Below are 18,695 nucleotides of genomic sequence, written 5' to 3'. Positions count from 1 at the left end.
GGGCTCTCCCCTACCTCCTGCGGAGGCTCCTCGCGCACGAGCCGACGGCTATCTCTATGGCCTTCCTCTCGGTATCCAGCTCCATCTTTTCGACGGGGAAGCGCGCGTCCACCCCTTCGGTCGGCGGCAGGTGTATGTGGCCCGACACGCCGTGGCGCTCCTTCCTGACGGCCATCAGGAACGAGTACATCATGGTGTTGCAGCCGTGGGTGCCCGCGTCGTAGGACTCGACGGCAGGTATGCCTGCGGCCGACAGGTCAGAGACGATCGACCTGACCGGCAGCGTGCTTCTGAGCGCCACCGGCCCGCGCTTGGATATGGGGACGCCGCGGGGGGACCGCCCGCGGTTGTCGGGGACCAGCTGGTCGCCGAAGACAGCGAACATCATGTTCACCGCCACGTTCTCCACCTTGACGGCGCGGGTGTAGTCCCATCCGAGCGATATCACGGCGTCTGGCCTGTGCTCCTTGACGAGGGAGCGGGTGATGCGCGGGAGCCCGTAGAAGTCCTCCGGGACCTCCACGCCGACGACCCGTCCCCCCTCTATGGTCATCCCGTCGAGGCTCTTGGCGACGGCGCCAGCCGGGTTGACCGACCCCTTCCAGGGCTCGAACCCCGCCAGGAGGATGCGCAACCTGGCCGAGCGGCGTGAGGTCGCGATTAAAACGTTCTTCGGGCCGGACGGGCCGCGAGGGGGCTCAGGCGCCGACCCCCGAGTCCACGACCTCCTGGTCGCGCTCGGGGAGCTCGTACCAGCGCTTCTTCTCGCCCACCGCCGCCCTCATCTTCCATTTCATCCCCTTCGGGGCCTGCTCTATCATGGTCCTCAGCCTGTCGGCCTGGCCCGACGCGCGCCCCTTCTGCCCTTCGTCCACCCCCAGGCCTGCGGCATGGTCCAGGACCACCCCAAGGTTCGTGGTGAACGTCTTGTAGACCCCCCAGTCTTCTGCGCAGAGCTTGGCGATGTAGGCCCCGTTGATCCCGCCGGCGGCGTCGTCCTGGGTGATCTCGTGGTCGAGCAGGATCGCGAGGATGTCCTTCATGTCCTTCTCGTTGATCTCCACTATCTGCAGCTTCGTGGACAGGAGGTCGGCGAGGGGGAGGGTGTCCGGATCGAGCCCCATCCGCCCCCGGAAGTCGAACTTGTGGCTCATCTCGAACACGTCAAGGAAGATGTCGACCCTCCGGGCGTTCGCCAGGTCGTTGAATATGAGCCTGGTCACCTGGAGCGCGTTGAACCTCTCTCTGGGTTTGTAGCCGAGCTCCTTGAAGAGCTGGTTGATCTTCGAAGCCTCCTTCCTTCGCCCGACCACGTCGATGTCCACCCTGCGGCGACCGAGCGGCGGCTTCCTGGCCGACGGGCAACGGAGAGACACGGCGACGCCGCCCAAAAGTCGCAGAGTGATCCCCTTCCCCTCGGCGGCCCTGATTATCCGCGCTGCTTCTTCTTCCGGGGACTCGAGGGGGACGCTGGGGGCGCTCAGTTGATTCCTGCTCCGACTCGTCTGTCCGCTCTCCTGGCTCTATCAATCTTTTCGTCGGCCGGAGACTCCGCGCGCCGTCAGAGGGCCCTCCGGCACCCTCTGCGCCGGAAAAAAGGGCCGCTAATGGTGCTTAAATACGAACTCCGACGGGATGTGCGCTGCACGTTCTACCCTTGTCAGAAAAGGAGAGACTAGCTGTCGGTTCGCCGGCATCGGGGGCTCAGGCCACGAGCCCGTCCGCATCTCCGGTCTTCGTGCGCGACGCCACCGGCCTCGTCAAGAACGTGTCGTTCTTCGACAGCATCGCTCTGAACCTGAGCAACATGTCGATAGGGGCGCTCCTTGGGCTCGTCGGCATCTCCGGGCTCCTCCCCATGTACTTCGCGGGGCAGAGCACCGCAGGGGTGAACCTGGTCTATCTTTGCATCATCGCGTTCGTGCTTTCGGTCCCCCAGATAGTCATCTACACCGTGCTGACGCGGCGGTACCCGCGCGCCGGAGGGGACTACGTCTTCGTGTCAAGGAACCTCGGGGGCCCGATAGGGAGCATCGCCTCCTTCATGGGATACACCTGCGAGACGACCGCCTATCTCGCGCTCATCGCGCTTTCGACCGTCTTCGCCATCGGGACCGTGGGGCTCTTCTTCAGCCCCTCGAGCTCCTTCTACACGGGCCTCGCGACGCCTCAGGGCGCCTATCCGGGCGCGCCCGCGACCCCCGCCTTCCAGTTCCTCATCGGCGGGCTCATATTCGCCATCCTGATCGGCATCAACGTCATAAAGCCGAAGGCCGGGTACAGGCTCGTCTCGATACTGACCATCGTCGGCATAATCGCCCTGTTCGTCGCCATCGGGACCATGCTCAGCGCGGGCCCGGCGGGCGTCCAGAACTACGTCAACGGGGTGACAGGGAACGGGTACTTCACCAACGCCACGGCGCCCGGGTCGACGTATGCCAACGTGGTCGCAGGCAACCACACCGGCGGGCCCGGCGGGGTCAGCGGCTTCAGCTGGGGGCCGACCATCTTCCTCCTTCCTCTGATAGCGGCCTTCGTCTTCCCGTGGCTGAACGCCGCCCCGGCCGTCGCGGGTGAGATCAAGGGGAAGGGCGCCCTGAAGTGGAACGTGCCCATCTCCGCCGTCCTCGCCTTCTCGTTCCTGGTCGGGAGCATCGCGACGATGTACTGGGCGGCCGGACAGCCGTTCACCAACGCCGCCTTCTCGACCCCGGCCTACGTCTACGGGATGCCCGTCGGGTTCAACTTCTGGACCCTCGCGATGGGGCTCACGGGGAACCCTGCGCTGGCCGCGTTCATCGGCCTAGGGTGGATCCTGGCCAACCTGGGCATACTCGCCTATGGCGTCATAGTGATCTCCAGGTATCTGCTGGCCCAGTCGTTCGACAGGTTCCTCCCCTCGAGGATATCGAGCGTGAGCGCGCGGTTCGGGTCTCCCGTCGTCGCCTTCGGCATCTCCCTGGTGGTGACAGTCGTCCTGGTGGGGATTGCGGCTTACAACTACACGACTTCGAACCTCGGGGCAGGCACCAACCCGCTGTTCGGCGCCATCCTGGCCTCGATGATATACTTCATCATCGTCGGGCTCTCGGCGGTCGTCCACGCGATAAAGAAGGAGGCGGGCTACATGAAAGGGGTCCTGGGAGCGGCGGGCGTGCTGAACATGGGGGTCTTCGGGTACCTGGCGTACCAGTTCCTCACCTACCAGAGCGTCTGGGCCCTCAACTCCATCACATTCTCCTTCATCATAGGGAGCCTGGTCCTGGGGATCGTCGCCTTCGGCGGCTCCTACTGGTACAACAAGAAGCGCGGGGTCGACATCACCCTGGCGTACAAGGAAATCCCGCCAGAGTAGGCTTCTACCCGGCGGTCAGCATATACGAGTCTATCCGGTCGTCGGTGACCTGGGCCAAGAACCCCCTCAGGACCCCTTCCCCATACTCGCTCCCGGGGTTGGCGCAGAGCGTCCTTCCGATCCTGACCATCCCCTTGGATTCGTGGATGTGGCCGTGGATCCCCAGCAGAGGCTGATGCGACTCTATGGCCTTCCTGACGGCGGAGCTCCCGGCGGAGGTCATCTGCACCTGGTTGGCCTTGACCACCACCTTCAGGTTCTCGTCCACCATCGGGGCCTTGTCGAGGAGGGTGTCTTTGGGCGGGACGTGGACGTTGAAGATCGCAGACTTCATGTCCTTGACCTGTGACGCCATCCTCTCCACCTTCTCTCCCAGCTCGTCCTCGTCCACCTCCCTCGGGCTCTTCCATGGGGTCCGGTTGGTGTAGCCGAGGGTGATCATCTCGTGCCCTCCGTCCAGGTCGACTACCCTCTCTTCCGGGTTGACCACGTAGGGGGACGAGCTCAGCACCCCGTCTATGGCGAAGATGTCGTCGTTCCCCGGAGATATGTAGCACTTCACCCCGCTCTTCCCGAGCCTCTCCTCGGCGAGGGCGACCCACTCCCTGACCCTCCCCACCATCGCCTCGTTGAAGACGCGCGTGACCTCCTTCGGGTCCGCAGACAGCTCGCCCACCTCCTTCCTGCTCATCGCCTGGGCGTAGAGCCCCGAGTCGGCGGCCCTGGCCGCCAGGCTCTCGGCCTCGCCCTTGCTCTTCAGCCGGAGCTCCTCCCCTTCGAAGGAGCACCTGAACGTCCCGTCCTCCTGGTCCACCAGGGGGATGAGCGCCTTCCCTGTGATGTCGCCGCCGAGGACGAGCACGTTCGCCTTGTAGAACTTCGCCGAGTTCAGGAACTTCTTGAAGCATCGCGTCGAGCCGTGGACGTCTGTGATGAAGAATATCCGCGAAGTCGCCACGCCGCCGCCGGCAGCGGCCCGACGGAATATTAAGCTGAACCGGGCCCCCGGCGGACGGCGCGTTCCGAATTCTTATAGCCGCGGCTCCCCTTCTGGCCTTCCCGTGCGCGTCCTCCTGACCGGTTTCAGGCCCGTCCCTGGCAGAAGGAGCCCGTCGATGGAGCTGGTGTCAGAGTTCGAAAGGACAGGCGAAGCCGTCGGGGCCGAGCTGGTCGAGGACTTCCCGACGATCTCTACGCAGGTCGACGGCGCGCTGCTGAAGTGGCGCCCTGACGTGGCCATCTCGCTGGCGTGGGACCTCCCCGGCTGGGTCAAGGTCGAAAAGATAGCGGTGAACGTCATGAGCTCCTTCGTCGGGGACAGGGTGACGCCTGACCACGCGGGGCACGCCCCCTCGGGGGCTCCGGTCGTCCCCGGGGGCCCGCTCGCCTACCCCTCGACCCTTCCCGCAGACGACGTGGTCGCGGCCATCAGGGAGGCAGGCATCCCCGCCTTCCCCTCCTATGAGGCGGGGACCCACGTGAGGAACGCCGCGCTGTACTCGCTCCTCCACTGGACCTCCGTCAGGGGGGGAGGGTGTCTGGTGGGGCAGCTCCACCTCCCTCCGCTCCCGGGGATGTTCGGCGCGGGCGGACCCAGCATGAGCCTCGAGGACGAGGCGCGGGCCGTCCGGGCTTCGATAGGGGCCTGCAAGAGGGCGACGGCCGGCGTGGGGACCTAGCGGTCCAGCCCCGGAGCAAAGCGGAGCCGACGCAGATTTTTATACCGTCCTCCGTCACCATCGCTCACCCGCGATGTCGCTGGTACTTCCGAAGGGCAAGAAGGCGGCCGTCTGCGTTTCTTTCGACATGGACGCCTGGTCCATAATGCTCCGGATGAGGGCGGTGGGGCTCATGGGCTCGGGGAACTACGGGCCCATCAACTTCTCGAGGGGGGAGTTCGGCATCGTCACGGGCATGCCTAGGATCCTGAACCTGCTCGACAAGTACGGCATAAAGGCCACCTTCTTCGTCCCGGGGGTCATCGCAGACACCTACCCTGACCTGATAAAGTCGATGCACGCGAAGGGGCATGAGATAGCCCACCACGGGTACTTCCACGAGTGCCCGGCCTCCCTGAACGAGAAGCAGGAGAGGGAGATGTGGGAGAAGGGGATAGACGCGATAAAGAGGGCAACGGGCGAAAGGCCCTACGGCTACCGGGTGCCGTTCGAGATCCCCGCCGCCAACGAGCTGAGCCCTGTCAGCATCAAGCTGATGATCGAGTACGGGTTCAAGTACATCTCGCAGCACATGGGCCCGCACGACTTCCACGCCTCGAAGGTCAGGGACGGGGACGTGTACCACTTCGACAAGCCGCCGACCTTCGGAAAGGAGGTCAACCTGCTCAACATCCCGGTCAACGAGCTGATAATGGACGACCTCGCCTACTTCCTGGGGGTCAACTCGTTCTACCCGAGGCTGGAGGCGCCGTCGAACGTCTTCGAGAACTGGAAGGAGGAGTTCGACTACATGTACGACAACGAGAAGGACGGGTTCTACATGTTCGTCCTCCACCCCGAGAGCACCGGGAGGGCCCATCACCTGATGCTGGTCGAGCGGACCCTGCAGTACATCCAGACCAGGCCCGACATCTGGTTCGCCAGGGCGATCGATCTGGCGAACTGCTGGAAGGACTGACCTGCGGCCAGGTTCGGAGAGGACGGGGTTGCCCGCGGGCGGTTCTCGTTCCAGGAGCACAGGCTTGAAGGGGAGGGACCTCGTGGCCATCACCGACTTCTCTCGCGGCGAGATCGAAAGGGTGTTCCAGGTCGCGGACGGGATGAAGAGGTTCACGAAGACAGGCACCGACCTCCTGAAGAGGCGCGTCATCTGCACCATGTTCTTCGAGCCCAGCACCCGGACCAGGCTGAGCTTCGAGACCGCCATGATCAGGCTGGGAGGGTCCGCCGTCGGCTTCGCCGACCCGTCCAGCGCCAGGGTGGTGACGGGGGAGTCCCTGGCGGACACCATCAGGATGGGGTCGAGCTACTCCAACGTGATAGTCCTGAGGCACAAGATAGAAGGGGCCGCGAAGCTCGCCGCCGAGGTGTCCGACGTCCCCGTCCTCAACGGCGGCGACGGCTCACACCACCACCCGACGCAGACGCTCACCGACCTGTACACCATCAGCAGGGAGGTGGGAGGGGTGGACGGCGTGAAGATGGCGCTTCTGGGCGACCTCAGGCAGACCAGGTCCGCGATGTCGCTGGCCATAGCGCTGACCATGTTCAAGAACGTCGAGCTCTTCCTCGTGAGCCCCCCTGCGCTGAGGATGAGGAAGGAGGTCCTGGACCAGCTCGACGGCGCCCGCGTGAAGTACACCCAGCTGGAGCGCGTGGACGACGTCCTGGGGGAGCTGGACGTCCTGTACGTCAACAGGCTGCAGAAGGAGAGGTTCGCGGACCCGGCGGAGTACGAGAGGCTCAAGGGGAGCTACTTCATCACGAGGAAGATGCTCGAGGGCGCCCGCGGCAAGATGATAGTGATGCACCACCTCCCCAGGATCGACGACATCCCGCTCGACATCGACTCCACCCGCCACGCCCGGTACTTCCAGCAGGCGGCGAACGGGCTCCCGGTCAGGATGGCGCTCTTGTCCGAGGTGGTGGAGTGAGATGGCCGGAAGAGCGCGGCAGAGCTTCACGGTCCGCGTCGCCGCCTCAGACGCCCAGAAGGCGCTCAAGCTGCTCGGCCCTTCCACGGCCGCGCCGTCGGCCGAGGAGGGAGGGGTCGCGGTCCTGAGGCTCGAGGCGGAGGGGCCCGGTGACGCGAGGCTCTCCATGCTGGCCCTCCTCCTGCCAGACGCGCGCGTCTTCGCCGCGAGCCGGGGGAAGGAGAAGGAGGTGAAGCCCGCGCCGCCGAAGTCGCTCCCCGCGTTCATGAAGTGCGCCAACGGCAACTGCGTCACCAACCAGCCCAGGGAGCCGGTGAAGGCGGGGTTCCGAGTCGTCAGCTCGAAGCCTCTGCTGCTCCAGTGCAACTACTGCGAGCGGTACGCTGACGGCGAAAGGGCGGCCGCCGAGCTTCTGGGCCAGCACCCCGGGACCTGAGCGCGGCCATGGACCTGGTCGTCAGGAACGCGCGCGTCCCGGACGGGGGAGGGACGGTCGACATCGGGGTCGAAGGGGGCGCCATAGTCGCGGTCAAGCCCTCGGTGCCGGGGAGAGGGGAGACGGAGATAGACGCCGGCGGCTGCCTGGTCCTCCCGTCTTTCGTCGAGCCGCACGTCCACCTGGACAAGGCGTTCCTGGCCGAGCGGATGCCCGAGTCCAAGACCATCCAGGAGGCGAGGGAGAGGATACGCGAGGCGAAGAAGGGGTTCACGGCCGAAGACATAGCCGCCCGGGCGCGCCGGGCCCTCCGCCTCGCCGTGGCCGGGGGGGTGACCTTCGTGAGGACCCACGTGGACGTCGACGGCACATCTGGGCTCACGGGGGTCAGGGCGCTCGCGAAGGTGAAGAAGGAGTTCGAAGGGGTCGTCGACCTTCAGGTCGTGGCCTTCCCCCAGGAGGGGATCCTGAGGTCCCCCGGGGTGTCCGAGCTGCTTGCCCGGGCCCTGGAAGAGGGGGCCGACCTCCTCGGAGGGATCCCGGAGACAGAGACGTCGCAGGAGTCCATGGACGCCCACACCGACCTCGTCACCAAGATGTCGTCGGAGCTGGGGGTCGACGTCGACTGCCACTGCGACGTCAATCCCGCCACCGCCGCGGTCGAGCGCTTCGCGGAGAGGGTGGGCGCCCTGGGGCTCGGAGGGAGGGCGACGGCTTCGCACCTCATCTCCCTCGCCTACATGGACGACGCCAGGGCCGCGGCGACCATCGGGCTGATCAGGAGAGCGGGGCTGAACGTGGTCACGAACCCCTGCACGGCCATGGTGAGCGGTTTCACGAAGGCGCCTCCCCTGGGGAGGGGGGTGACGAGGATCAAGGAGCTCCTCCGCGCGGGGGTCAACGTCTCGTACGGCCTCGACAACCTGGTCGACCCCTACAACCCGTTCGGCGACTTCGACCCGCTCCGCAACGGCTGGCTGCTCGCCTACGAGGGCCAGCTCAACTCGTCGGAAGACTTCGCGTCCGTCCTGAGGATGGACACGTACAACGCCGCCAGGACGATGCGCCTCGAGGGGTACGGCCTCTCGCCGGGGGGGAGGGCCGACTTCAACGTCCTGGACGCGGAGACGCCGAGGGAGTGCCTGCGGCGCAGGACGGTCGCCAGGTTCGTCGTCAAGAAGGGCGCCGTCCTCTACGAAAACGAGGTCAGCTCGGTCCCCGGGCCCTCGGCCCCCGCATCATGGAGCCGCCCGGTCCCGTGAAGCCGACGCCGTCCTCGTAGACGGTCTCCCCCCTGAGGATGGTGGCCCTGACCCTCCCCTTCATCCTGAGCCCGTCGAAGAGGACCATCTTCCGGGCCTTGGTCTGCAGCTCCTCGGCCTTCACGGTCCACTCCTTCTTCCTGTCGACCAGGACGAGGTCCGCGTCGAGCCCCTTCTTCACGTCCCCCTTCGCCCCCCCGACGCCGAAGATGCGCGCGACGGCCGTCGACGTCGTCCTCACCACGTCGGCGACGGAGAGGCCGCGGCGCTCCGCGTTGGTGAGCATGAACGGGAGCCTCAGCTCGACCCCCGGGGTCCCGGCCGGAGCCCTCAGGATGTCCTCGAACCCCACCTTCTTCTCCTCCTCCGAGTGAGGCGCGTGGTCCGAGACCACAGTGTCGACGACCCCTTCCCTTATCCCCCTCCACAGGGCGTCGACGTCGCGCCTGGTCCTCGGCGGAGGGTTGTACTTCGCGTAGGGCCCGAACTTCAGGAGCGCCTCCTTCGTGAACCAGAGGTAGTGGGGGCACGTCTCACCTGTCACCGCGGCCCCCCTTTTCTTCGCGCCCGCGACCACGGCCACGGCCTCGCCGGTGCTCATGTGCAGCACGTGCAGCCTGGCCCCCGTCGCCTCGGCGAAGGCCACGGCCTCGTAGACGGAGACCACCTCGGTGAAGTTCGGCCTCGAGTCGTAGTGGGCCATCGGGTCCCTCCTCCCTTCCCCTTTCATCTTGCCTGAGAGGAAGCGCACCGCCCCGTTGTCCTCCGCGTGGAGGCAGTGGACGAGCCCCGTCTTCGAGACCGCGTCCATCACCTGCAGCAGCTCCCCAGAGTCCCTGACGAACGCGCCCTCGTACTCCCCCTCCCGCTCGGGGGGAGGGGCGACGGCGTAGGTCTTGAACGCCACAGCGCCGGCCGAGGCCAGCGGCCCCAGCTGTCCGAGGTTCCCCGGCCCCGCGGCCGCGTAGAGGCCGTAGTCGACGAATGACCTCCCTTCCAGCGCCGCCGCCTTCTGCCGGAACCTCGCGACGTCGGTCACCACCGGGAGGGTGGTCGGCATGTCGAAGACCGCGGTGACGCCCCCGGCCGCCGCCCCCCTGCTCCCGGTCACGAAGTCTTCCTTCTGGGTCATCCCCGGGTCGCGGAAATGGACGTGAGAGTCTATCAGGCCGGGGAGGACCAGCGCCCCCCTCGCGTCCACGGCCCTGCCTGCCTGCCTGGACGCAGAGGCCGACCTCGAGACCGCGGCGACCTTTCCGTCGGACACGTACACGTCGGCCTCGAAGGGGCCGCTCGCCCTCACCACAAGGCCGTTCCGGACGACCAGGTCGAACGCGGGCACACTCTGTCCCGGCCCGCTTCTCATTTTAAGCGTGCGCCAGGCGCCGACGCTCTGGCCCCTGCTCCGTCCCGCACCCTGGGCCGCGGGCCTCTCCGGGACCGGTCAGTGCCCGAGGAGCACCCTCAGCCCGACCGGGAGGAACGCCTTGTCCGGGAAGTACACCAGGAAGAAGACGAAGACGAACGCCAGGTACACCCACACCAGCCACTTCGGGAACCACTTCCTCGACAGCCAGTAGGCGGTCCCCATCGCCATGAACGGGACCGCGTCGATGATGTAGAAGGGGTAGGTGACCCTCCCTGCGAAGAAGAGCGCGATGTAGGGCAGGAACGTCCAGGCGAACATGGTGAGGGCAAGCCCCGCGAATTTCAGGTCTGCGGGGGTCCCCTGCGCGGCGAGGGGCGCTTCAGCGGCGGGCGGGGCCGCCCCCTCCGCGGCTGTGAACTGGTCGAGGCTGGGCTGCTTCTCCTTGCGGCGGTGCCTGTAGAGGGCGTACGCGGCGAGGGGGACCCAGACGTAGATCGTCCAGGTCTCGAGCAGGTTGGTGACCCCGTAGTACCCCACCGACACGTAGTGCAGGTTGCCGGGGTTGACCGTCACGGAGACCAGGTAGTACCCGATGGGAGAGTAGTAGGTGACCCAGTTGAAGGGGGTGATGTACCCCCCGGTGACCGTGTTGGTCCATCCGCAGGACCAGGGGCACCCTCCTGTGAGGCTCGCCCCGTAGGAGAGGAGGTAGGCTATCTGCTGGGAGAAGAGCTGGTATGACTGGGACGCCAGGGCCGAGTCGTAGGCCTGGAGCCCGACCGAGAACACAACTATAACGACCAGCGCCACCTTCAGCACCGAGTACACCCTCCTCAGCCTGATCCCGTCGCCGAAGAGGAGGATGTAGGTCAGGAGCCCCATCAGGGGGAAGATCGCCGTCTCCTTGGCCAGCCCGGCGAGCCCCATGAGGACCCCCGCGAAGAAGTACCTGTCGAACTTCCACCACTTCACCCCCGCGACGACCACGAAGAACGCGGCGAGCTCGAAGAAGAGGGGCGGGATGTCGAGGAGGGCGGCGCTCGACTGGGAGAAGAACAGGACGTCGAGGGCGAGCAGGAGGGCGGACAGCGCCGCTATCTTCTTGCTCTCGGACACCTTCCACGCTATCCCGAAGACGAGGGGGATGCTGAACGACCCCAGGAGGGCGGGCATCACCCTCCAGCCGACCGTGTTGTACTCTCCGAAGACCGCCATCCCCGCGGCGACGAGCGCCTTAGTGAGGGGCGGGTGCTCGGGGTTGCAGTACGCCGGGTCGTTCCTGGGGACCCCCTGCTGGCACTGCGCGCCGGCGAGCATGTGCTGGGCGGCAGGGACGTAGAAGACCTCGTCCATTATGCACCCGTACACCTGGTCCGTGGAGTCGTAGCAGGTGAGGGAGCGGTAGTCGACAGTGACGTTGGCGACAGTCTCCCCTGGCCCCAGGGTCCACATTCCAGTGGCGGTGTTCCCAGGCTCCAGCGGCGAAGAGTAGCTGGGCGGCTGGACGAACCCGCCCCCGGCGAGAGGGGCGCCGCCGCTCAGGATGGAAAGGTTCGCGATGGCGCTCCCCCCGGCCTCAGCCTGGACGCTCACCACCAGCTGGGCCCCGACCCGGGAGGAGTTGACCGAGACCTCGCTGTTCCCGAAGTGTGTCCCCACGGCGCCCGACGCCGATCCGGGAGTGGAGACCCCCGGGGTCCCCATCACGTACGCGTGCGCCAGGAGGGTCGCGAGCGTCACAGCCACGACGAATGTCACGGCCTTCCGGTGGGCGGGATACCGGCTCCAGGCGAAGCAAATCCCGTCGGCTATCGAGATCACCGCGAACCCCGCGAGTGTCACAGACAGGACCCCGACCACGGGGACCAGGCTGGGAGCCGACGTCAAGGCATGGACTATGATGACCAGGACGAGAAGCAGGAGGATAGCCGCCGACGAACCCGCGAACAACCCGAGAAGGAGCCGGGATACAGGCTCCTCGCTCGGTTCTTGGAACGCCATGGTTCTGTTCCGCCAAGTCGCCTAAAAAAGCTGAGCAGGCGAACGGCTACGCTTCCGGCCTCGGCGTGAGGACGAACTCGCAGACCCGGTCCCCCTTGGCCGCGCAGAGGGCCTCCTTGCTCTCCAGGGGCTTCCCGAGCCAGGTGGTGACCATCCCTTCGAGGTGCCCCCTGACGAAGTGGCTCCTGGGGACGCGCGACTCCACCCCGGAACACTCGAAGCTCTCCCCGGCGTCTATGACGACCCTCCCCTCGGCGGGGTCGAACCTGACCTTCTCGACCCTGAACCACCCCAGCGCCTGGTAGAGCTTGACCACCTCTGCGAAGTTGGAGAGGATGAAGTCGGCCCCGAGCTTGAGGAGGTACTCCTCTCCCAGGTCCTTGCCGTAGGTCTTCCCCTCTTCGAACAGTATCACGTTCCCTCCGGTCCCGAACTTCTCGTTGACGGTGCTCAGCATGTTGGCCAGGGACTTCGCGCCCATCATCACCGCCCTGGTCCCTGTGTTGAACGCCAGGGGGAAGTGGACCCCGTCGACAAGGAACCCCTGCCTGCTCTCGACCACCATGGCGTCGTGGACGAATGGGGACGCCCCCAGCCTCTGTTTCAGGTCCCAGGCCGTGTGCTCGTTGTCTTCCACGAACCCGCTCCAGACCCCGAGCCTGGCCGACCCGTCCACCGAGGAGAAGCTCCCGAGGACGTTGAGCCCGATGCCGTGCATCACCTCGAGGACGTTCCTGAGGGCCCCGGGGACGTTCTCCATCTCGATCACGATGTGGAAGTACTTCCTCGTCGGGTCGAAGAGGTAGACGTTGACGTCCTTACGCAGGCGCACGACGAGAAGCGCCCCGCTGGAGTTCTTAAGACGGGTGAAGAAGTTGTTCACACCCCCGGCGCGCAAGCGCTGGAGGCGGAGCCCGGGCGGTCCTGGCGACGGCGTCTTCAGGCGACCTCCCTTCGACCTTGGCCGGCGGCATGACCTGTCCTCGACATGAAACGCTGATGTGTGCCCGGCCGGAAGTTACACAACCTTAAGCAAAACCTTGGATGGTCTTGCACTGTTGAAAGCCCCTACGGAGGGGACTCCGGGCAGGATCAGGCTCTGGGCCCTAGCCGCCGTGATATGCTACCTGCTCGTCGAGACGGCCGCCCTGGCCGTCTCGGGGGTGCCCCGCCTCCCGATAGCCGTGCTCGTGGCCGACTACCTCGGGATGGGGACCGCATCCGCGATGGTGACGCTGGCCGCGGCCATGGCCGCGGTGGTGGCCGTCGAAGGGGTCGTCATCGCCTTCATGAGGTCGGCCAAGCCTGCCACCCCGCCCCCGGCCGCCGCCCCTGTGAAGGGGATCCAGCGGTCCTCCATCAACGCGATGCTCAGCGACTCGGCGCAGAACTTCGTGGAGGTCTTCCCCCTGAGGACCGGGGCCCTCAACGTCTACGGGGCCATATCGAAGGAGGAAGGGGTGGAGGGGTACAGGTACATCGTGATAGAGCCGGAGCTGACCTCCCAGGAGCGGAAGCAGTTCGACCAGCTCAAGGAGCTGCTGATAGAGGAGATGGACGTCGACCTCAGGAGCATAGAGACCCGGGAGAAGGCGGAGGCGTTCCTCTCCGCGAAGGTGGCGAGGCTCGCCGACACCTACGGCTTCAACATACCGAAGCCCAGCATGAGGAAGCTCCAGTACTACTTCACCAGGGACTTCATCCACCTGGGGAAGATCGAGCCCCTGATGCTCGACCCACTGATAGAGGACATCTCGTGCGACGGCGCCAAGATCCCGATCTACGTCTGGCACAGGGACTACGAGTCCATCCCCACCAACGTCGCGTTCGCGTCCGACCAGGAGCTGGACACGTTCGTGTCCAAGCTCGCCTACGTGTCGGGGAAGCACGTCTCGCTCGCGCTCCCCATAGTCGACGCGTCCCTCGACGACGGGAGCAGGCTCCACCTCACCTACGGGAAGGAGATCACCCAGAAGGGGAGCACATTCACCATCAGGAAGTTCAAGGCGGACCCGTTCACAATCGTCGACCTCGTCAAATACGGCACCGTCAACGCCGAGGTCGCGGCATACCTCTGGTATCTCGTGGAGAAGCGGCTCTCCATGCTCGTGGCCGGCTCGACGGCCTGCGGGAAGACCACCTCGCTGAACTGCTTCTCCATGTTCATCGCGCCCGGGCAGAAGGTCATCTCGATCGAGGACACACCGGAGCTCTCTCTGCCCCAGGAGAACTGGATCCAGGAGGTCAGCCGGTCGGAAGGAGGGGCCGGGGAGATCACCCTCTTCGACCTCGTAAGGAACGCTCTCAGGCAGAGGCCGGACGTCATCATAGTGGGGGAGGTCAGGGGGAAGGAGGCGTTCACACTCTTCCAGGCGATCAGCACCGGTCACGGAGGGATGTCGACGATACACGCCGACTCCGTGGAGGCGGTCTTCAACAGGCTCACCACTGAGCCGATGAACATCCCCCGGAGCATGGTGGGGACAAGCCTCGACTGCGTCGTCCTGCAGCTGAAGCTCAGGATAGGGGACAGGTCGGTGAGGCGCGTGGTGAGCGTCAACGAGATCCTGGGGTACGACAACAGGACCAACGAGATGGTCATGAACGAGGTGTACAGGTGGGACCCCGTGACCGACAGGCTCAACGCCACGGGGAGGAGCAGGCTGGTGGACAAGATCAACCAGAGGTACGGGCTCAGGCCCGACGAGATCAGGCGCGACATCGAGTCCAGGAAGATATTCCTCGAGTGGCTGGCGAGCAAGAACTACCGCTCGTACAAGGAGGTCAGCCAGTACGTCCACGAGTTCTACGCGAACCCGTACGCCATGGCCAGCAGGGCCGGGGCCGAGCTGGAGGGTGTGACCAGATGAAAGAGGGCTCCGCGAAGCTGGGGTTCTGGGGGACGTCCTACGTCCTATACGCCCCCTACACCAGGACGTTCGAGCGCTTCTTCGCGGACACCAGGAAGGACCTGGCCATGAGCGGGATGAGGGTCACCTTCCGCGCCTACGTGGCCGGCGCGCTCTTCCTGTCGACCATCTCCGGGGTCGCCGGCGCGCTCGCAGGGTTCAGCTGGGCGTTCTACGCGGGGATGAGGCTGAGCTTCGTCCTCCTCCTCCCGGCGGGGTCGGGGGGGCTGGCCTTCGCGGGGTGCCTCGCCATGTTCTACTTCTACCCGAGCTCCAGGGCCCACTCCAGGGGGCAGAAGCTCGACGCCGAGCTCCCCTACGCCGCCGGGCATATGTCTGTCCTCTCGACCGCGGGGGTCACCCCTGAGAGGATCTTCGAGGTCCTCGCCAGGGAGGAGAAGGGAGGGGTGGTCTCCGAGGAGTCGAGCATGATAGTCAGGGACATGGCCGCCATGGGGATGGACCTGTCGCAGGCCGTGGACGCCGAGATCAAGCGCTCCCCTTCTGACACCTTCGGGGAGTTCCTCGAAGGGTTCAGGTCGGCCTCGGTCACCGGGAACGACCTCAACGCCTACCTGCAGAGGGCGGCGTCGAACATGATGCTGAACAAGCGGCTCCAGGCGAAGGCGGTGGGGGAGAACGTGGGGATGGTGGCGGAGATCTACACCATCACGCTGGTGGTGGCGCCCCTCCTGCTGCTCATCATGTTCTCCGTGATGGGGGCGATCGTCGGGACCATCGGGGGGCTGAACATCGTGACGATGATGTACCTCATCGCCTACGTGTTCGTCCCCGTGGGGGGCCTCTTCACCCTGATAATGGCGGACCAGACGGTCAGGAAGGAGGTGGACTGAGGTGGGGCTCCGGGAGCTGCACGAGAAGAGGACGGAGGTCTACCTGGCCTCCGCCGCGGCTGCGGCAGCCGCGATGGGGTCTGTGGTGGCCCTGAACGTCTACGCGGGGGTTGCCCTCCCATTCCCGCTGCTGTCGACGCTCCTCCTCGTGGGGGTGGCTTTCATGGCGGTCCCTGGAGGGGTCGACTGGTGGTTCAACAGGTGGAGGGAGAAGGTGGACGACGCCCTCCCCACGTTCCTCTCCGACGTCACCAGCAACGCGAAGACGGGGTTCAGCCTCACCCGCTCCCTCGAGATGGCCGCGGAAAACGACTACGGCCCCCTCTCCAAGGAGCTGCGGCGGATGACGGCCCAGCTCTCGTGGGGGATACCGTTCGAGGACGTCATCAGGTCGGAGCTGAGGCGGCTTGACTCTCGCATGGCTAGGAGGACCTTCGGGGTCCTTCTGGAGGCCAACAGGGCAGGGGGGAAGGTGGAGGACATGCTGGAGGCGATACAGAGGCACACGATGGAGCTCCACCAGATAGAGAAGGAAGTGAGGGGCACCCTCAAGCCGTACACCCTCACCACGTACATAGCGGTCTTCATCTTCCTCGGCATAGCCATAGTGATGCTTGACACCTTCTTCTCCGGGCTCATCAGCACCCAGAGCACGGCGGCCGGGGCGGCCGTGGCCTTCGCAGGGCTGCAGGGGATCAGCCTCTCGAGCATCAAGAGCGCCTTCCTCCAGATCGCCCTGGTGGAGGCGGTGATAGGGGGGCTGGGCGCAGGGAAGCTCGGCGAAGCTTCTTTCGCGGCCGGGTTCAAGCACATCGTGATACTCGTGGTGGCTACGATACTGGCCTTCCAGGTCTTCGTGAGATGAGATAGGAGTGCAGACCCCCGGCCCGAGGATAGACGCGACGAGGCTCTACAGCGACCCCAACACCAGGGAGCTCCTCCGCCGCATGCTCACGGAGAACCTCCTGCTCGAGCCGAAGATCGGTTCGGACGGGAAGGCCCACTACCCGCTGGCGGACGAGGTCCTCGGGCTGGAGGTGGACGTGAACGGGTGGATCAAGGAGATGCTGGAGCAGGCGATACTCCGTAAGGCTTCGAGCAGGGAGGTCGTCATGTGCCCGGTGCACCTCAGGGCCGACCCCATGGTGATGGTGGAGTGCGTGAAGTGCAGGTCGAAGGTCTCTTCGAAGCGGTCCCTGGTGGAGCACGTCTACTGCGGCTACATAGGGGACGACTCGCGCTTCGACAAGGACGGGACGCTCCAGTGCCCCAACTGCGGCAGGCCCGTCAAGACCCAGGGGGAGCTCAGGGTGTCGGGGGTCTGGTACGAGTGCCAGAACTGTCTCTCCAAGACGAGCTCGCCGAGGCTCGTGTTCATCTGCAAGGAGGGGAACCACGAGTTCACTTCCGCGGACCTCACCCTCGTCAACATCGACACCTACGAGGTCAACGAGAGGGTACTGGTGGAGCTCAGGAACACCCTCCTCCTCGACCCCGAGCTGGCCGCGATGCTCACGGAGATGGGGTACGAGGTCTCCGCCCCGGCCAAGGTGCAGGGGCAGTCGGGGTCGGTGCACTCCCTCGACGTCTACGCCAAGAGGGACGGAGAGACCGTGGCCCTGCAGGTGGCCGTTGACACCAAGCCCGTGGACGCGAGCGCCGTGATAGCGTTCTTCGCCAAGACGTTCGACATAAAGCCGAACCGGTCGGTGCTGGTGACGATACCTGCCGCCTCGGAAGACGCGAAGCGCCTTGAGACCGGGTACGGGGTCTCTGTGGTGGAAGACTTCGACGGGTCCGGGGCGGTGAAGAAGGTGAAGGCGGTCCTCGAGGCTACCGCGCGGCCGCGGTAGCGCCCGTGTTCAGGAACGAAAGCAGGGCGTCGTTGAAGGCGGCGGGCTGCGACACGTTGACAAGGTGGTCGGCGCCACGGACGAGTATCCTGGACGACTTCGGTATCATCTGGTGGACCCTCTCGGCGAGGGTGATCTGGCCGGGGAAGTCGCTGTCCCCCCAGACGAGGAGGGTCGGCGCCCGGATCTCCCCGAGCCTCTTGAAGGCGGGGCGCGGCTTCGTCCGGCGCAGGTGCCAGAACGGCTCGCTGAAGACGCGGTAGTTCTCCCTGGCTATCGACGCGACCCTCGGCCTGGCGCCCCCCAGCGCCTGCCCCATGATGGAGAGGTGTATGTCGACCGCCTCGTCCACCCTCCCGTCCTTGACAGCCTCCTCCCACCGCTCCCAGTCCTTGTCTCTGGCGTGGTCCATCTGCTCCTCCTGCGGCGTGCCGTACTCGTAGCCGTCCACCGTGGGGGCCACCAGGACCAGCCCCCTCGCGCGCTCGGGGTACTCGAGGGCGAAGTCGATGGCGACGCTCCCGCCGTTGGAGACCCCCACGAGGGTCGCTTCCTTCACCCCCACGTGGCCGAGGAGGTCCTTCAGGTCCTCGGCGTCGTCGTATTCTTCTTTGGGCCCGTCAGACAGCCCGGACCCTCGGAGGTCGTACCTGAGCGCGGAGAACCCCTTCCTGCCGAGGAGCTCGAACTGCCCGTCCCACATCCTCCTGTCGAGGAAGCCGGCGTGGATGAGGACCACGGCGTGGTCCCTCCTCTCCCCGGCCAGCTCATAGTAGAGCCGCCCTCCGCCCACCTGGGCGTGGGCCCCGACGGACTTCACTCCAGCGTCGTCGCCGGAGCCGCTGCTAGAAAAAGCGTCACGGTCGCCTCTGCGGGGCACAGACGCGCGGCGGGGCGAGATTCTCTTTTGGCTGTCCTCGGAGATGTTACATTCCTTTAAGTGAACTTCGCGCTCCTCGCGACGAAGAGATGGTCACCGGAGGGAGCGGCAGGGGAGATGCCTGGACCTGTCGGCTCTGCGGCGCCCTCTGCTCCTGCGGAGG

At 65.8% G+C, this 18,695-nt stretch carries 17 protein-coding genes; 10 read left to right on the top strand and 7 right to left on the bottom strand.

Annotated elements, in window-relative coordinates; translation table 11 throughout:
- Nucleotides 1-10: 10 nt before the first annotated feature.
- Both JRN21_04640 and JRN21_04635 read right to left on the bottom strand, forming a co-directional pair.
- Nucleotides 11-634 carry a pyroglutamyl-peptidase I gene (locus JRN21_04640; GenBank protein ID MDG6988597.1) on the bottom strand — a complete coding sequence of 208 codons (624 nt, stop codon included), beginning with the start codon at nt 632-634 and terminating at the stop codon, nt 11-13.
- Between the two features lie 64 nt (nt 635-698).
- A complete protein-coding gene (locus JRN21_04635) occupies nt 699-1,376 on the bottom strand; it encodes a hypothetical protein (GenBank protein MDG6988596.1) in 678 nt (225 codons plus the stop codon).
- Between the two features lie 281 nt (nt 1,377-1,657).
- Here JRN21_04635 and JRN21_04630 point away from each other — a divergent pair, with 281 nt between their 5' ends.
- Nucleotides 1,658-3,355: an amino acid permease gene (locus JRN21_04630; protein ID MDG6988595.1), complete on the top strand. Its 1,698-nt coding sequence runs from the start codon at nt 1,658-1,660 to the stop codon at nt 3,353-3,355.
- A gap of 4 nt (nt 3,356-3,359) precedes the next feature.
- Here JRN21_04630 and JRN21_04625 read toward each other — a convergent pair whose 3' ends face one another.
- Entirely contained in the window at nt 3,360-4,313 is a 954-nt protein-coding gene (locus JRN21_04625) for a metallophosphoesterase (protein MDG6988594.1), read from the bottom strand.
- 103 nt (nt 4,314-4,416) lie between these two features.
- Here JRN21_04625 and JRN21_04620 point away from each other — a divergent pair, with 103 nt between their 5' ends.
- The 5 genes from JRN21_04620 (at nt 4,417) to JRN21_04600 (ending at nt 8,666) form a co-directional block, all read left to right on the top strand.
- Entirely contained in the window at nt 4,417-5,034 is a 618-nt protein-coding gene (locus JRN21_04620) for a pyroglutamyl-peptidase I (protein ID MDG6988593.1), read from the top strand.
- A 73-nt stretch (nt 5,035-5,107) separates the two neighbouring features.
- On the top strand, nt 5,108-5,992 hold the full coding sequence (locus JRN21_04615; protein ID MDG6988592.1) for a polysaccharide deacetylase: 885 nt from the start codon (nt 5,108-5,110) through the stop codon (nt 5,990-5,992).
- A gap of 64 nt (nt 5,993-6,056) precedes the next feature.
- On the top strand, nt 6,057-6,968 hold the full coding sequence (gene pyrB / locus JRN21_04610; GenBank protein ID MDG6988591.1) for an aspartate carbamoyltransferase: 912 nt from the start codon (nt 6,057-6,059) through the stop codon (nt 6,966-6,968).
- Nucleotide 6,969: 1 nt separating this feature from the next.
- The gene (locus JRN21_04605; protein ID MDG6988590.1) at nt 6,970-7,404 is read left to right on the top strand and encodes a hypothetical protein; all 435 of its coding nucleotides are present in this window, start codon (nt 6,970-6,972) and stop codon (nt 7,402-7,404) included.
- Between the two features lie 8 nt (nt 7,405-7,412).
- Entirely contained in the window at nt 7,413-8,666 is a 1,254-nt protein-coding gene (locus JRN21_04600; protein ID MDG6988589.1) for an amidohydrolase family protein, read from the top strand.
- On the opposite strand, the gene allB is transcribed toward JRN21_04600, so the two are convergent.
- The 3 genes from allB to JRN21_04585 form a co-directional block, all read right to left on the bottom strand.
- Entirely contained in the window at nt 8,611-10,008 is a 1,398-nt protein-coding gene (gene allB / locus JRN21_04595) for an allantoinase AllB (protein MDG6988588.1), read from the bottom strand. The genes JRN21_04600 and allB overlap by 56 nt on opposite strands.
- A gap of 102 nt (nt 10,009-10,110) precedes the next feature.
- Complete coding sequence (locus tag JRN21_04590; GenBank protein MDG6988587.1) at nt 10,111-12,036, bottom strand: glycosyltransferase family 39 protein; 1,926 nt, start codon at nt 12,034-12,036, stop codon at nt 10,111-10,113.
- Nucleotides 12,037-12,082: 46 nt separating this feature from the next.
- Nucleotides 12,083-12,868, bottom strand: a complete 786-nt coding sequence (locus JRN21_04585; protein ID MDG6988586.1) for a hypothetical protein — start codon at nt 12,866-12,868, stop codon at nt 12,083-12,085.
- 457 nt (nt 12,869-13,325) lie between these two features.
- On the opposite strand from JRN21_04585, the gene JRN21_04580 reads away from it, so the two are divergent.
- The 4 genes from JRN21_04580 to JRN21_04565 are packed head-to-tail and all read left to right on the top strand — an operon-like array spanning nt 13,326 to nt 17,652.
- Nucleotides 13,326-14,906, top strand: coding sequence for a type II/IV secretion system ATPase subunit (locus JRN21_04580; GenBank protein ID MDG6988585.1), 1,581 nt, complete (start codon nt 13,326-13,328; stop codon nt 14,904-14,906).
- The gene (locus JRN21_04575) at nt 14,903-15,799 is read left to right on the top strand and encodes a type II secretion system F family protein (GenBank protein MDG6988584.1); all 897 of its coding nucleotides are present in this window, start codon (nt 14,903-14,905) and stop codon (nt 15,797-15,799) included. Before JRN21_04580 ends, JRN21_04575 begins: the two co-directional genes overlap by 4 nt.
- A 1-nt stretch (nt 15,800) precedes the next feature.
- Nucleotides 15,801-16,664 (top strand): type II secretion system F family protein, encoded by an 864-nt coding sequence (locus JRN21_04570; protein ID MDG6988583.1) that lies wholly within the window; start codon nt 15,801-15,803, stop codon nt 16,662-16,664.
- Nucleotides 16,665-16,671: 7 nt separating this feature from the next.
- A complete protein-coding gene (locus JRN21_04565) occupies nt 16,672-17,652 on the top strand; it encodes a hypothetical protein (GenBank protein ID MDG6988582.1) in 981 nt (326 codons plus the stop codon).
- Here the strand turns inward: JRN21_04565 and JRN21_04560 are convergent.
- Complete coding sequence (locus JRN21_04560) at nt 17,633-18,472, bottom strand: alpha/beta hydrolase (protein MDG6988581.1); 840 nt, start codon at nt 18,470-18,472, stop codon at nt 17,633-17,635. The genes JRN21_04565 and JRN21_04560 overlap by 20 nt on opposite strands.
- Nucleotides 18,473-18,695: the final 223 nt, after the last annotated feature.

The sequence above is a fragment of the Nitrososphaerota archaeon genome (genome assembly GCA_029785825.1).
Classification (GTDB): domain Archaea; phylum Thermoproteota; class Nitrososphaeria; order Nitrososphaerales; family Gagatemarchaeaceae; genus UBA183.
Note: the sequence above shows the minus strand (reverse complement) of the source record. Positions and strands in the feature narration are given on the sequence as shown.

Coding starts and splice junctions, on each gene's coding strand:
- JRN21_04615 (MDG6988592.1), top strand. CDS start 5,108: ATGTCGCTGGTACTTCCGAAGGGCAAGAAGGCGGCCGTCTGCGTTTCT.
- JRN21_04605 (MDG6988590.1), top strand. CDS start 6,970: ATGGCCGGAAGAGCGCGGCAGAGCTTCACGGTCCGCGTCGCCGCCTCA.
- JRN21_04600 (MDG6988589.1), top strand. CDS start 7,413: ATGGACCTGGTCGTCAGGAACGCGCGCGTCCCGGACGGGGGAGGGACG.
- JRN21_04590 (MDG6988587.1), bottom strand. CDS start 12,036: ATGGCGTTCCAAGAACCGAGCGAGGAGCCTGTATCCCGGCTCCTTCTC.
- JRN21_04580 (MDG6988585.1), top strand. CDS start 13,326: ATGAGGTCGGCCAAGCCTGCCACCCCGCCCCCGGCCGCCGCCCCTGTG.
- JRN21_04575 (MDG6988584.1), top strand. CDS start 14,903: ATGAAAGAGGGCTCCGCGAAGCTGGGGTTCTGGGGGACGTCCTACGTC.